At 64.3% G+C, this 13,383-nt stretch carries 14 protein-coding genes; 5 read left to right on the top strand and 9 right to left on the bottom strand.

Annotation, left to right across the window (positions count from 1 at the left end; genetic code table 11):
* Nucleotides 1-30 precede the first annotated feature (30 nt).
* The 3 genes from E5554_RS13940 to epsC all read right to left on the bottom strand — a co-directional run bounded on the left by E5554_RS13940 (nt 31) and on the right by epsC (nt 2,759).
* Nucleotides 31-1,374 carry a UDP-glucose/GDP-mannose dehydrogenase family protein gene (locus E5554_RS13940; protein ID WP_004212408.1) on the bottom strand — a complete coding sequence of 448 codons (1,344 nt, stop codon included), beginning with the start codon at nt 1,372-1,374 and terminating at the stop codon, nt 31-33.
* 321 nt (nt 1,375-1,695) lie between these two features.
* The gene (locus tag E5554_RS13935) at nt 1,696-2,043 is read right to left on the bottom strand and encodes a DUF2794 domain-containing protein (protein ID WP_004212406.1); all 348 of its coding nucleotides are present in this window, start codon (nt 2,041-2,043) and stop codon (nt 1,696-1,698) included.
* Nucleotides 2,043-2,759, bottom strand: coding sequence for a serine O-acetyltransferase EpsC (gene epsC / locus E5554_RS13930; RefSeq protein WP_004212405.1), 717 nt, complete (start codon nt 2,757-2,759; stop codon nt 2,043-2,045). The genes E5554_RS13935 and epsC overlap by 1 nt, the downstream gene beginning before the upstream one ends.
* Before the next feature lie 188 nt (nt 2,760-2,947).
* Here epsC and E5554_RS13925 point away from each other — a divergent pair, with 188 nt between their 5' ends.
* Together E5554_RS13925 and E5554_RS13920 are read left to right on the top strand one after the other, a co-directional pair.
* Nucleotides 2,948-3,721 carry a sulfite exporter TauE/SafE family protein gene (locus E5554_RS13925; protein ID WP_136187145.1) on the top strand — a complete coding sequence of 258 codons (774 nt, stop codon included), beginning with the start codon at nt 2,948-2,950 and terminating at the stop codon, nt 3,719-3,721.
* Nucleotides 3,722-3,760: 39 nt separating this feature from the next.
* Nucleotides 3,761-4,690, top strand: a complete 930-nt coding sequence (locus E5554_RS13920; protein WP_004212401.1) for a hydrogen peroxide-inducible genes activator — start codon at nt 3,761-3,763, stop codon at nt 4,688-4,690.
* Nucleotides 4,691-4,694: 4 nt separating this feature from the next.
* Here E5554_RS13920 and E5554_RS13915 read toward each other — a convergent pair whose 3' ends face one another.
* Genes E5554_RS13915 through pgsA form a run of 3 tightly spaced genes read right to left on the bottom strand, consistent with a single transcriptional unit; the run spans nt 4,695 to nt 5,964 of the window.
* Nucleotides 4,695-5,138, bottom strand: coding sequence for a molybdenum cofactor biosynthesis protein MoaE (locus tag E5554_RS13915; RefSeq protein ID WP_136187144.1), 444 nt, complete (start codon nt 5,136-5,138; stop codon nt 4,695-4,697).
* Nucleotides 5,135-5,395 (bottom strand): molybdopterin converting factor subunit 1, encoded by a 261-nt coding sequence (gene moaD / locus E5554_RS13910; RefSeq protein WP_136187143.1) that lies wholly within the window; start codon nt 5,393-5,395, stop codon nt 5,135-5,137. The genes E5554_RS13915 and moaD overlap by 4 nt, the downstream gene beginning before the upstream one ends.
* 5 nt (nt 5,396-5,400) lie before the next feature.
* Nucleotides 5,401-5,964: a CDP-diacylglycerol--glycerol-3-phosphate 3-phosphatidyltransferase gene (gene pgsA, locus E5554_RS13905; RefSeq protein ID WP_004212395.1), complete on the bottom strand. Its 564-nt coding sequence runs from the start codon at nt 5,962-5,964 to the stop codon at nt 5,401-5,403.
* Between the two features lie 131 nt (nt 5,965-6,095).
* On the opposite strand from pgsA, the gene E5554_RS13900 reads away from it, so the two are divergent.
* Nucleotides 6,096-7,415 (top strand): MFS transporter, encoded by a 1,320-nt coding sequence (locus E5554_RS13900; protein WP_136187142.1) that lies wholly within the window; start codon nt 6,096-6,098, stop codon nt 7,413-7,415.
* Here the strand turns inward: E5554_RS13900 and E5554_RS13895 are convergent.
* Nucleotides 7,412-7,621 (bottom strand): hypothetical protein, encoded by a 210-nt coding sequence (locus E5554_RS13895; RefSeq protein WP_004212393.1) that lies wholly within the window; start codon nt 7,619-7,621, stop codon nt 7,412-7,414. The two genes, E5554_RS13900 and E5554_RS13895, sit on opposite strands and share 4 nt — an antisense overlap.
* Before the next feature lie 107 nt (nt 7,622-7,728).
* On the opposite strand from E5554_RS13895, the gene E5554_RS13890 reads away from it, so the two are divergent.
* Together E5554_RS13890 and E5554_RS13885 are read left to right on the top strand one after the other, a co-directional pair.
* Nucleotides 7,729-9,804, top strand: a complete 2,076-nt coding sequence (locus tag E5554_RS13890; protein WP_136187141.1) for a PBP1A family penicillin-binding protein — start codon at nt 7,729-7,731, stop codon at nt 9,802-9,804.
* A gap of 170 nt (nt 9,805-9,974) precedes the next feature.
* On the top strand, nt 9,975-11,693 hold the full coding sequence (locus tag E5554_RS13885) for an ATP-binding protein (protein ID WP_136187140.1): 1,719 nt from the start codon (nt 9,975-9,977) through the stop codon (nt 11,691-11,693).
* Here the strand turns inward: E5554_RS13885 and E5554_RS13880 are convergent.
* Both E5554_RS13880 and E5554_RS13875 read right to left on the bottom strand, forming a co-directional pair.
* A complete protein-coding gene (locus tag E5554_RS13880) occupies nt 11,690-12,862 on the bottom strand; it encodes an NAD(P)/FAD-dependent oxidoreductase (protein WP_136187139.1) in 1,173 nt (390 codons plus the stop codon). The two genes, E5554_RS13885 and E5554_RS13880, sit on opposite strands and share 4 nt — an antisense overlap.
* Nucleotides 12,862-13,317 (bottom strand): YaiI/YqxD family protein, encoded by a 456-nt coding sequence (locus tag E5554_RS13875; protein ID WP_136188364.1) that lies wholly within the window; start codon nt 13,315-13,317, stop codon nt 12,862-12,864. Before E5554_RS13875 ends, E5554_RS13880 begins: the two co-directional genes overlap by 1 nt.
* Between the last annotated feature and the right edge of the window lie 66 nt (nt 13,318-13,383).

Here is a 13,383-nt window from a genome sequence, read left to right as displayed (position 1 = left end):
CAGCCATTTTTGCGACGAGGCGAGGAACTTTTACTCGGCAGCTTCAACCAGCATTTCAGGCTCCGGCGCCATGCCACGGCCAACGCTGTCATAGATAAATCCAGCCGCTTCAGCGACTTCGGGCCGATAGATGTTGCGCAAGTCGACCAGGCCATTGCCGGCCATCACGCCGCGCAGGCGCGACAGGTCGAGCGCGCGCAGCGCATCCCATTCGGTGACCAGCACGACGGCCGAGGCTCCCTGGGCCGCGGCATAGGGATCGTGGAAGAAATCGACATTCTGCAGCAGCGGCTGGGCAGCCTCGATCCCTTCGGGGTCGAAGGCGCGGATCTGCGCGCCACCGTCCTGCAGTGCCTGGATGATCGACAGCGACGGCGCATCACGCATATCGTCGGTATTGGGCTTGAAGGTCAGGCCCAGCACCGCGATCGTCTTGCCCCGCACCGATCCGTTGCACACGCCGATCACCTTGCGCGCCATGGCGCGCTTGCGGCTTTCGTTGATCGCGACCGTGGTTTCGATCAGGCGAATGGGCGCGCCGGAATCTTCCGCCGTCTTGACCAGCGCCAGCGTGTCCTTGGGGAAGCAGGAGCCACCATAGCCGGGGCCGGCATGCAGGAATTTCGAACCGATCCGGTTATCAAGCCCAATGCCGCGCGCCACCTGCTGCACATCCGCGCCGACCCGCTCGCACAGTTCGGCCATCTCGTTGATATAGGTGATCTTCATCGCCAGGAAGGCGTTGGCGGCATATTTGATCAGTTCGCTGGTACGGCGACCGGTGAACAGCAGCGGCGCCTGGTTGAGGTAGAGCGGGCGATAGACCTCTTCCATCACCGGGCGTGCGCGCTCGTCCTCGATGCCAACGACGATGCGATCCGGGCGCTTGAAATCCTCGATCGCGGCGCCCTCGCGCAGAAATTCGGGATTGGAGGCGACCGCAAACTGGGCGTCAGGATTGGTTTCGCGGATGATCCGTTCGACCTCGTCGCCGGTGCCGACCGGCACGGTCGACTTGGTAACCACAACGGTAAAGCCCTTGAGCGCCCCGGCGATCTCGCGCGCGGCATCATAGACATAGCTGAGGTCGGCATGGCCATCGCCCCGACGCGCCGGCGTACCGACCGCAATGAAGACGACATCGGCGTCTGCCACGGACGTTGCCAGATCGGTCGTGAAGCTCAACCGGCCCGCTTTGACGTTGCGCGCGATGAGATCGGCCAGGCCCGGCTCATAGATCGGCACGCCGCCTTCGCGCAACTTGGCGATCTTGCGCTCATCCTTGTCGACGCAGATGATTTCGTGGCCGAAATCCGCGAGGCAGGCGCCCGATACCAGACCAACATAACCAGATCCGGTCATCACGATCCGCATGACAATTCTCCTTGTCCAATGTGCAAGCTAATCGACAATATGCCCGCAACCGATCGCCCCGACCCGGACAGGACGCGACAGAGCGCTCCGGAAAATCCGGATGCGCGCACCTCTCGCCCTGACAAAGATCGAAGCCCCCGGCCTGTTCGGACAGTTGCCGCGTCAGTGGAACCAGCCACCTGTTGACGCGATGCAGCATAAGTCGGGTCATGACGCTGTTGCAACGCGACTTGGCGCTAGGCGGGCACATGTGGACGTGGGGCGAATGGAAAATGCGCCGAACTGCCGCAGCGCGCTGGCGCAATTAACCGGATCGGCGGATCAGTCCTCGACGATCCGCATCAATTTGCGTTCGACAGGCGCCAATATCCCCTGCAACTCCTGCCCGCGCTTGAGCACATGACCCGCTTCACCCACCAGCGCCCACATGCCCTGGCGGTTGCGCAACGCCGGCCGCTTCTCGATCCGATATTCAGGACGCTCGGCAGAACGCCGGAAAGCGGAGAAAATTGCCGCCTCGCGCCCCAGGTCCATGGCATAGTCGCGCCAGTGTCCGGCGGCGACCATGCGGCCATAGAGATCCATGATCCGCTGCAACTCCAGGCGATCGAACCCGACCTGCCCCTGTTGCTGGCCGTTGGGTGCTGGGAACGGCGTCACATTGGACATCAGGCCCGGCCACGCTCCTTGAACAGGGCGACGTCATCGGCAGGCAGTTCAGGCGCCTGCTTCTGCGCCAGCAACTCGGCCAGCCGCTTCTGCAACTGCTCCACTTCGCACTGCAGCAATTCCAGCTTCTGCTTTTCCGGATCAAAGCAATCGGAGCAGGGCGTGCCATAGGGCAGGAAGTCGCGCTGATAGGCGGTGACATCGACCAGCATCGCGCGCGCGGGGATGCCGACCATGGTCGCGGCCTCCGCCACATCCTTGGTCACCACCGCATTGGCGCCGACACGGGCACGGGCGCCGACACGGACCGGCCCCAGAACCTGCGCGCCCGATCCCACAATCACGCCATTTTCCAGCGTCGGATGGCGCTTGCCGGCGATCCCGTTGGCGGGATCGGTCCCGCCCAGCGTCACATTCTGATAAAGGGTGACGTCATCGCCAATCTCCGCCGTCTCGCCGATCACGGTGAAGCCATGGTCGATGAAGAAGCGCTTGCCGATCTTCGCGCCCGGATGAATGTCATTGCCGGTCAGGAAACGCGACAGATGATTGACCGCCCGCGCCAGGAAATAGAGCCGCGCCCGATAGAGACGATGCGCCACGCGATGGAAGGCCAGCGACCAGATACCGGGATAGAGCAGGATTTCCGCCCGCGATCGCGGTGCAGGGTCGCGCGACTTGACCGAATCCAGATAGGCGATGAGATTACGCAGCATCGAAACGTCCCTGAACGGACCCGCCCTGCTGGCGCGCCCCTTTTACCCTGTTGCCAGCAACATAGAGATTAAGCGGCAATTTTTCCAGAGCGCGCCCTAATTCGCCTTCCCGGCCCAAAACAGAAACTTGCTTGGCGCCTCAAGATATACCAATCATTGAGGTAGACAATTAGAACGAAGGTGTTTGGATGATCGACACATTTATCGCCCATTTTGGCGAAATACTGCCCTTCATCCTGATCGGCTTCGGCGCGCAGATTATCGATGGCGCCCTTGGCATGGCCTATGGCGTGATTTCCAGCACCCTGCTGCTGGCCATGGGCGTGCCACCCAGCCGCGCGTCCGCCAGCGTCCATGCCGCCGAAACCTTCACCACCGGCGTGTCCGCGATCAGCCATATCCTGCACCGCAATGTCGACTGGGGCCTGTTCGCCCGGCTCGTCATTCCCGGCGTGATCGGCGGCGTCGCCGGCGCCTACCTGCTCTCCAATATCGACGGCGCGATCATCAAGCCCTTCGTCCAATTCTACCTGGCTGCGATCGGCATCTACCTGATCTGGCGCGGCTTCCATTTCCCCCCGCACAGCAAGAGCCCGAAATGGGTCGCGCCGCTGGGCCTGGTCGGCGGATTCATGGATGCGTCGGGCGGCGGCGGCTGGGGTCCGGTCGTGACCTCCAACCTGCTGATCCAGGGATCGAGCCCGCGCCACACCATCGGCACGGTCAACAGCGTCGAATTCATCCTGACCCTGTCGATCAGCCTGACCTTCCTGTTCCATCTGGGCTGGGAAAGCTTCACCACCTACACGATCGGCCTGTTGATCGGCGGCGTGGTGGCAGCCCCCTTCGGCGCCATGCTGGCCCGCCATGTCGCCCCCAAGCTGCTGTTCGTGGCCGTCGGCATCATCCTGACCCTGACCTCCGCCTTCGGCATCGCCAAATATCTTGGTTATATCGGATAATTCGCTTATATTCGGATTTCTAATTCAGGAATCCGATAAATGTCGAACTACATGCCCACGCTCAAACAGCTGCAATATCTGGTTGCGCTGAAGGAACATGGCCATTTCGGCAAGGCGGCCGACAGCTGCTATGTGACCCAGTCCACCCTGTCGGCCGGCATCCGCGAACTGGAATCCCTGATCGGCGTCACGCTGGTCGAGCGAACGCGCCGCGTCGTGCGCTTCACGGCGCTGGGCGATCGCATCGTCGAAAAGGCGCACCGCGTCCTGCGCGAGGCGGAGGAGCTTGCCGCGATCGCCGAGGCGTCAGGCAAGCCGCTGACCGGCGAATTGCGGATGAGCGTCATCCCGACGATCGCGCCCTTCCTGCTACCCCGTCTGCTTCCCCGCCTGCGCGCCGACCGGCCGGAACTGAAACTCTATCTGCGCGAGGAAACGACCCAGGCGGCGATCGATTCGCTGCGCCATGGCAATGTCGACTGCGTGCTGATGGCGCTGCCCTATCCGACCGGCGAACTGGACAGCGAGATATTGTTCCAGGATCCGCTCTATGTCGCCTTCCCGCGCGACGATCCGACCAATCCGCCGGACTGGATCAAGCCGGACATGATCGACGAGAACAAGCTGCTGCTGCTGGAGGACGGGCATTGCCTGAAGGACCATGCGCTCGCCGCCTGCAATCGCCCCGACCTGCGCGCCAGCGCGACGATGATGGGCACCTCGCTCCACACGCTGATCCAGATGGTCGACAATGGCCTGGGCGTCACCATGCTGCCGGAAATGGCGCTGGCCGGCGGCATATTGGAACATACCAATATCACCGCGCGCCCGCTGCAATCCGATCATGCCTGGCGCGACATTGCCCTGGTCTGGCGCAAGAACAGTCCGCGCGAAAAGGAATTCCATCTGCTCGCCGAGATATTGCGCGACGCGGCGGACCATCCCGCGATCCGCGCCAACGCCGCCTGATCGATCAGCGATCCCAGCCCTGCGCCTTGGCCTCATCCTCGGCGCGGGGCGCGACCCAGGCACCTGCGCCATCGGCATAATGCGCCTTCTTCCAGAAGGGCGCGCACGATTTCAGCCAGTCGATCAGGAAGGCGCAGCTTTCCAGCGCCGCCGCGCGATGCCGTGATGCCGTGCCGACGAACACGATCCGCTCGCCCGGCAGCAACCGACCATGGCGATGGATGATCGACAGCCCCAGCAGCGGCCAGCGCGCCATCGCCTCATCCGCGATCCGTTCGGCCTGGCGCTGCGTCATCGCCGGATAATGTTCCAGTTCCAGCGCCACCAGCCCCTCTTCGCCGCGGACGATACCGGTGAAACTGGCCACCCCGCCGCCGCCCAGCGCTTCGAGCGCGGCAAGCTCGGCCGAAATATCGAAATCATCCGCCTGGATGGCGACCCGTTTCATCCACCCGTGACCGGCGGGAACAGCGCCAGTTCCCGCGCCGTGCCGATTGCCTGATCGAAACCGACAAATTGCTGGTCCAGCGCCGCGCGCAACCGATCGGGATTGGCCAGCGCCTCGGCATAGCCACCGCCCTGTGCCGCCAATCGCATCACCAGTTCCGCTATGGTCTCATCCGGCGAAGCCAGTTCGACCCGCTCCTCATCGCGGCCAATGGCTTCGCGCACCCAGGCAAAATAGACGAGGGTCACAGCGGCCATGCCGGTCAGTCCATATGCTTGATGCCGACGCGCAGATAATCCCAGCCGGTAATCAGCGTCAGGATCGCGGCGGCCCACAGCGTCAGGATGCCGACGCTCTGCACGAAGGGAAATTGCGGCACGGCGCCGGCCAGGATCAGGGCGCCCAGCGCAATCAACTGGAACGTGGTTTTCCACTTGGCCAGGCGCGATACCGGGACCGACACCTGAAGGCCGGCCAGAAATTCCCGCAGCCCCGACACGGCGATCTCGCGCAGCAGGATGATCATCGCGGCCGCGATATGGATGCCGGCGATGTCGCGCGTTGCGGCGAGCATCAGGATGACCGCGCCGACCATGATCTTGTCCGCGATCGGATCAAGGAACACGCCGAGCTTCGACACCGCGCCCTGCGCACGGGCGAGGTAGCCGTCGAAATAGTCGGTGATGCCCATCAGGCAGTAGAGACCGAAGGCAAGGCCATAGCCCGTGGTCCAGCGCGCGCCCATCTCGCCGGGCCACAACAGGGCCACCAGCAAGGGCACGGTGATGATGCGCGAAAGCGTCAGCAAATTGGGCAGCGTCAGCATCAGGGCGACCTGCCACAGTCCCGCATCGGGCACAAGCGAAGGCAGCAAGAAGTGAACAGGAAATTGGACAGGCCCGCCTGCAGCGGCTAGACCGCCCCCCGGTCGTCCACAGCGAAAAGCCAAACGCACTCATGCAAGCCTCACTCAGGCTCCTCAAAAAGCGCCGTTTTCTGCCGCTTTTCATCACCCAGCTTCTCGGCGCCTTCAACGATAACCTGTTCAAGAACGCCATGGTGCTGTTCGTGGTGTATCAGGTCTATAATGACGAGCGGTCCGAAACCTGGTTCAGTGCGCTGGCCACCGGCATCTTCATCATCCCCTTCTTCCTGCTGTCCGCCCTGTCGGGCCAATTGGCCGATCAGCGCGACAAGGCCGTCATCATCCGCTGGGTGAAGGCAGCCGAAATCGTCATCATGACGGTCGGCGCGACCGGCCTGGCGCTGATCTGGAGCGGCATCGCCGTCCATATCCTGGCGATCCCACTGCTGCTCGCCGCGCTGTTCGCGATGGGCATCCACTCCACCTTCTTCGGCCCGATCAAATATGCGATCCTGCCCCAGCATCTGCATGATGACGAGGTTCTGGGCGGCACCGGACTGGTGGAGGCCGGCACCTATATCGCGATCCTGGCCGGCACCATCCTGGCCGGCATCATCCCGATCGAGGCTGCGGCCATCGGCGTGGTGGTGACCGCCTTCATCGGCTATTTTGCCAGCCGGGCCGTGCCGCCCGCCCCGTCACTGCTCGCCAAGCAGCCGATCGACTTCCATGTCATCCGATCCTCGGTCGCGCTGGTGCGCGGCACGATGCACATTCCGCGCCTCTATCTTGCGATCATGTCGATCAGCTTCTTCTGGGCCGTGGGGTCGGTGCTGTTCATCCAGTTCCCGCCGCTGGTGAAGAATGTCCTGACCGCCGACAAATCGGTCGCCAGCCTGTTCCTGGCCATCTTCTCGATTGGCATCGCGATCGGATCGATCGCGATCAACCGGCTACTCGCCGGCCATGTCTCGGCCAAATATGCGCCTGCGTCGGTGATCGGCATGGGCTGCTGCATCATCGCCTTCCATGTGGTGTGTGACCTGTGGACGCCCGCGCCCGGCGGCCAGATGCTGCCGCTCGCCGGCTTCCTCGCCCATCCCATGGCGATCCCGCTGTCTCTCTGCCTGCTCGGCGTGGCGACCTTTGGCGGCATGTTCGTGGTGCCGCTCTACGCCTTCCTCACGACCACGGTCGAGAAGTGCGAAGCGGCGCGCACCGTTGCGGCCAACAATATCGTCAATTCCGGCGCCATGGTGGTCGGATCACTGATCGCGATCGGCCTGACCCTGGCCGGCCTGGAGGTGGTCTATCAGCTGCTGCTGGTGGCGGCGATGTGCCTGCCCTGCGCCTGGCTGGCCTGGCGGCTGCACAAGGCCTGTGACGGCCCGGCCTGCAGCAGCGAGCTTTAGAAGATGAAGCTGTAGAAAGCCGTGAAGAAGGCCGAGAAGCTCAGCACGAACAGCTTCCAGTCATTATCGTCGGAGACGGCCACATCGCGGCGGCGACGCGCCTGCGACGACGCATCGTCCGTCAGCTGGAAGATGTGACGGGGCAGCCGCTGCCGAAAGGGGTGCCGGGCGGCTTCGTTGGTGAGGACGAGGACTCGGTTTCTCATAAGGATTGGTTAACGCGATATTTACCATTAGTTCCATGGCAAATTTCGTAAAATCCGGGATGTCCCGTCGCGGGACAGACTTGACCGTATCAACAACATAATACAGCATGGCCGTGCCGATGACCGAATTGCCCAACCCCACCCCTACCGGCACGCCTGCCCCGGCCGCTGACGAAGCGCGCCCGTTCGGCGCCGGGCCGCCTAGCGCCTTTGCCCCGCCCACCCCGTGGAAGCGGCGGCTGCAGATTTTCGGCTGGATCGTGGCGGCAGGGCTGGCCCTGTTGATGCTGATCATCGCCTGGCTGGCGGTAACGGCGCCGATGTCGCGCTCGCTGCAGCCCATTGCCCCGCCCAGCATCAGCCTGATGTCGGCCGACGGGCATCTGGTTGCGCGGCGCGGCGCCATCATCGACAAGCCGGTGGAGGTGGCCAAGCTGCCCGCCCATGTGCCCCAGGCCTTCATGGCGATCGAGGATCGCCGCTTCTATGACCATTGGGGCGTCGATCCGCGCGGCATCGCCCGCGCCATGTGGCACAATATCTGGTCCGACGGATCGTCACAGGGCGGCAGCACCATCACCCAGCAGCTGGCCAAGGGCGTATTCCTGTCGAGCGACCGGACCATGGGCCGCAAGGCGCGCGAAGCGCTGATCGCCTTCTGGCTGGAGGCCTGGCTGACCAAGGACCAGATCCTCGAACGCTATCTCTCGAACGTCTATTTCGGCGACAATGTCTATGGCCTGCGCGCCGCCTCGCTGCATTATTTCGATCGCCAGCCCGAACGGCTGACCATATCCCAGGCCGCGATGCTGGCCGGCCTGCTGAAGGCGCCATCGCGTCTCGCGCCGACCAGCAATCTGAAGGGCGCGCGCGCCCGCGCCGCGCTGGTGACGCAGGCGATGGTCGAGGCCGGCTATATCAGCAAGGCCCAGCGCGATCAGCTCGCCCCGGCTCGCCTGGATGTGCGCGAATCCCCGGATGCCACCAGCGGCACCTATTTTGCCGACTGGGTGCTGCCCGAAGCGCGCGACCGGGCCGGTGCCGTCTATGGCGCGCAGGAGGTGAAGACGACGCTCGACTGGCGCATCCAGCGCCTCGCCGAAGCCGCGATCCGGCGCGCGCCGCTGGGCGGGGCACAGGTGGCGCTGGTGGCGATGAAGCCGGACGGCAGCGTCGTCGCCATGATCGGCGGCAAGAATTACGAGAAGAGCAGCTTCAACCGGGCCGTGCAGGCGAAGCGCCAGCCCGGCTCCACCTTCAAGCTGTTCGTCTATCTCGCCGCGTTCCGCGCCGGCATGACGCCCGATGACATGATCGAGGATACGCCGATCACCACCGGCACCTATCGCCCGGCCAATCATGGCGGCAAATATCGCGGCCGCATCACGTTGCGCCAGGCTTTTGCCGCTTCGAGCAATGTGGCAGCGGTGCGCCTGACCCAGAAGGTCGGCGTCGACAATGTCATCAAGGTTGCCCGCGATCTGGGCGTTACCGCGCCGCTGACCGAGGATCTCAGCCTCGCGCTCGGAACGTCGGAAATCCCGCTGGTGGAGCTGGCCGAGGCCTATGCGTCGGTGGCGGCCGGCGCCTATCCGGTGCTCGCCCATGGCCTGCCGCCCGAGGAACAGGGCTGGTTCGACCGACTGATGAAGCGCCAGCGTCATTTCAGCGACGATCAGCTCGAAATGATCCGCGACCTCCTGTCGTCCGCCGCCAATCGCGGCACCGGCAGCGCCGCGGCGCTGCGCACCAGCACCTTCGGCAAGACCGGCACGACCCAGGATAGTCGCGACGCGATTTTCGTCGGCTATGCCGGCGGCCTGGTGACGGCGGTGTGGATCGGCAATGACGACAATGCCCCGCTGCCCGGCGGCGCGGCCGGCGGCGGTGTGCCAGCACGTATTTGGCGCAATTTCATGGCCGGCGCCATCAACGAGCCGGTCGAGAAGGTACCCGAGGAAGAGCAGGATCCCGACCTGGTCAACGCCATCGCCAATGTCAGCGTCGAAACCGGCATCGGCAATGTCGGCGTCGGCATGGATCAGGGCGGAATGACCGTCACGATCGATGGCAACCAGCTTCGCATTCCGTCCGACCAGCCTTTGCCGCTGCCGCCGCAGGGCGTGCCCCCACCGCGGATCGCGCCGACCCAGCCCCAGGAAAATGAACCGCCGCAGCCATGACGGCGATTTCGATACCCCGCATTTCATGGCTTCGCGCCCGCACGAACAGGCCGTAAAATTGCGTATATTATGTAATCATACCTAGTCTTAACCTACTGACAAATCTCCATTTCCCCTGCCCGTCTGATCGATGATATAGTGCGATTCCCTTCCACTTCAGAGGTCACACGATGAATGGAGCATATGGCCGGGAAGACCATTCGACGCAGAAGGCGCTCGCGGCCCGCTGGACCATAGCTGCCGAGGCCATGGAAGCCCTGGCCGGCGCGCGGTCCCTGGATGCGGTGGTCGCCGTCCTGCGCGCCTTCGCCCGCCGCGCAGTGGGCGCAGACGGGATCGCGGTCGTGCTGCGCGACGGCGATAAATGCCATTATATCGCCGAGGACGCCAAGGCGCCTTTATGGGCCGGGCAACGATTTCCGGCGGAAACCTGTGTGTCCGGCTGGGCGATGCTGAACCAGGAAACCGCGGTCATCGCCGACATATTCGACGATGTCCGGGTGCCGGTCGATGCCTATAGCCAGACCTTCGTCCGCAGCATGATCATGGTGCCGATCGGCCGGGTCGACCCGATCGCCGCCGTGGGCGCCTATTGGTCCGAGCCGGCGATGCCGACCGACAATGAGATTTCGCTGCTCGAAGCGCTGGCACGGGCCGCATCCACCGCACTCGAAAATGGCCGGCTCTTCAGCGCACTCGAATCCCTGAACGATCATCTGGACCAGCGCGTGCGCGAACGCACGAGCGAACTGGAAAGCGCGCAGGACAAGCTGCGGCAAATCCAGAAGATGGACGTGCTGGGCCAGTTGACCGGGCATGTCGCGCACGACTTCAACAATCTGCTGACGCCGATCATCGGCGGGCTGGACCAGATCATCGCCGGCGGTCGATCCCCCGAAGCGGTCGCCCGTACCGCCAATATCGCGATGCAGGCGGCGGAAACCGCGCAGACGCTGGTCAAGCGGCTGCTGGCCTTCGGCCGTCGCCAACCGTTGCAACCGACATCGGTCAATCTTTCCGAGACGCTGGAGAATATGCAGACCTTGCTGGTCAGCACGGTCGGCCCGCAGATCATTCTCCATGTCGATGCCGCGCCGGATGTGCCGCCGGTGCGCGCCGATCGACATCAGCTGGAACTGGCCATCCTCAACCTGGTGGTCAACGCGCGCGACGCCATGCCGAACGGCGGCCAGGTCATCATTTCCGCCGAACGGTGCAAGAGCCGCCTCCCCGTGCCACTGATCCCCGGCCAATTTGTCTGCCTGCGCATCACCGACACCGGCATCGGCATGACCCCGGCGGTCAAGGCGTCCGCGACCGAGCCCTTCTTCACGACCAAGCCGGTCGGTCATGGCACCGGCCTTGGCCTGTCGATGGCGCATGGCCTGGCCGGCCAGTTGGGCGGCGCGCTGGAAATCGTCAGTGAGGTGGGCCAGGGCACGGAAGTCCAGCTCTGGCTGCCGATCGAGAAGCAGAAGCCGGTGGCCGTCGTGGCGGATGGCGATGGCGGCGAGATCGCAGCGACGCAAGGCAAGGTGCTGCTGATCGACGACAATGCCCTGGTCCGCCATGGCACGCGGGAAATGCTGACCGACCTAGGCTATGACGTGGTCGACATCGACAATGCCGAACTGGGACTCAGCATGATCGCCGCCGATTTCCGGCCCGACATCGTCGTCACCGACCATATCATGCCCGGCATGACCGGCGCCGAACTGGCGCTGCGGTTGCGCGTCGACCATCCCGAGATCGCGCTGCTCATCATATCGGGCTATGAAGGCGTAGACCTGATCGCCCCGGATATTCCGCGCCTTTCCAAGCCCTTCCGCCGCCAGCATCTTCAGGCCAGCATTGCGGTCGCGCAGGCGCAGACCGTGGGGCGTGCCTAGAGCGCCTGCCCGGCCGCCCAGCCGCTGGCCCAGGCCCATTGGAAATTATAGCCGCCAAGCCAGCCGGCAACGTCGACCGCCTCGCCAATGGCGTAGAGCCCCGGCACCTTGGCGGCTTCCATCGTCCGCGACGACAGGCCGGCGGTGGCGATGCCGCCGACCGTGACCTCCGCCTTGGCATAGCCTTCGGTGCCGGACGGTATGAAGGACCAGCCCGCCAGCCGCTCGCCAATCTGGCGCAGGGTCTTGTCGGGCAGATTGCCAAGGTCACCCTGCGTGCCGATCCGTTCGAGCAGGGCATCGGCCATGCGCTCGGGGAAGCGCTCGACCAGCACACGCCGCAAGCCGGTGCGCGGACGGTTGCGCTTCTCGGCCAGCAACCAGTCCACGCCGAGATCGGGCAGGAAATTGACGTGGATCGGCGTGCGATGTTCCCAATAGGAGGAAATCTGCAGCATCGCCGGGCCGGAGAGGCCCCGATGGGTGAAGAGCGCCGCCTCGCGGAACCGGGTCTTGTTCCAGCGCACCTCCACCTCGGCAGAGACGCCGGAGAGCGACTGGAACAGCGCGTCGTCCGGCCCCAGGGTGAAGGGCACCAGCGCCGGCCGGGGCTGCACCACCTTGAGATCGAACTGGCGCGCGATCTCATAGGCGAAGCCGGTAGCGCCCAATTTCGGGATGGAGGGGCCGCCAGTCGCCAGTACCAGCGACGGCGCAGACACGATGCGATCCCCCAGTTTGATGCGGAACAGGCCATCGCCATGGGTGATATCCGTCACCGGCTGGCCCAACGCCATGGTCACGCCGCCAGCCGTGCATTCCTCTTCCAACATGGCGACAATCTGTTTCGCCGATCCGTCGCAGAAGAGCTGGCCTAGCGTCTTCTCATGCCAGGCGATGCCATAACGGCCGATCAGGGTAAGGAAATCCTGCGGCGTATAGCGGCCCAGTGCCGATTTGGCGAAATGGGGATTGGCCGACAAATAGCGATCGGCAGCGGTATGGATATTGGTGAAATTGCAGCGTCCGCCGCCGGAGATCAGGATCTTCTTGCCCGGTGCATCGGCATGGTCGGCCAGCAGCACCCGGCGTCCACGCTGGCCGGCGGTCGCCGCGCACATCATACCCGCGGCGCCGGCGCCCAGGATTATCGCGTCATAATCGCCCATCACCGCCCTCGCTTCATCCGCACGATCGCCTCGTCCAGCGCGGACAGGAAGCGGGATCGATCCGTCTTGGAGAAAGGCGGCGGGCCGCCGACTGGATCGCCCACGGCGCCGGCGCGCAGGTCCGCCATGATCGCCCGCACCGCGATCGCGCTGCCGATCGAAGCGCTGGTGAAGGGCTTGCCATTGGGCGCGATCACCCCCGCCCCGGCCTTGAGGCAACGGTCGGCGAGCAGGATATCGGCGGTGATGCAGAGCGTATCGGCACCAGCGCGTTCGGCGATCCAGTCGTCGGCGGCGTCGAACCCGTCGCCCACCACCACACGGTCGATCAGTTCATGCGCCGGAATGCGGATCGGGCTGTTGCTGACGATGGTGACCGGCACACCATGGCGGAAGGCGACCTTGTAGATTTCCTCCTTCACCGGGCAGGCGTCGGCATCGACCAAAATGTGCATCGCCGCGCTGTCCTTTCGTTCCGGCCGTTCGCGGCGGCGATAGGCGGACAGGGACAAACGTGCAAT

It is taken from the genome of Sphingobium sp. PAMC28499 (assembly GCF_004795815.1).
In the GTDB taxonomy this organism is placed as follows: domain Bacteria; phylum Pseudomonadota; class Alphaproteobacteria; order Sphingomonadales; family Sphingomonadaceae; genus Sphingobium; species Sphingobium yanoikuyae.
This window is presented reverse-complemented; position numbering and strand designations above follow the sequence as displayed.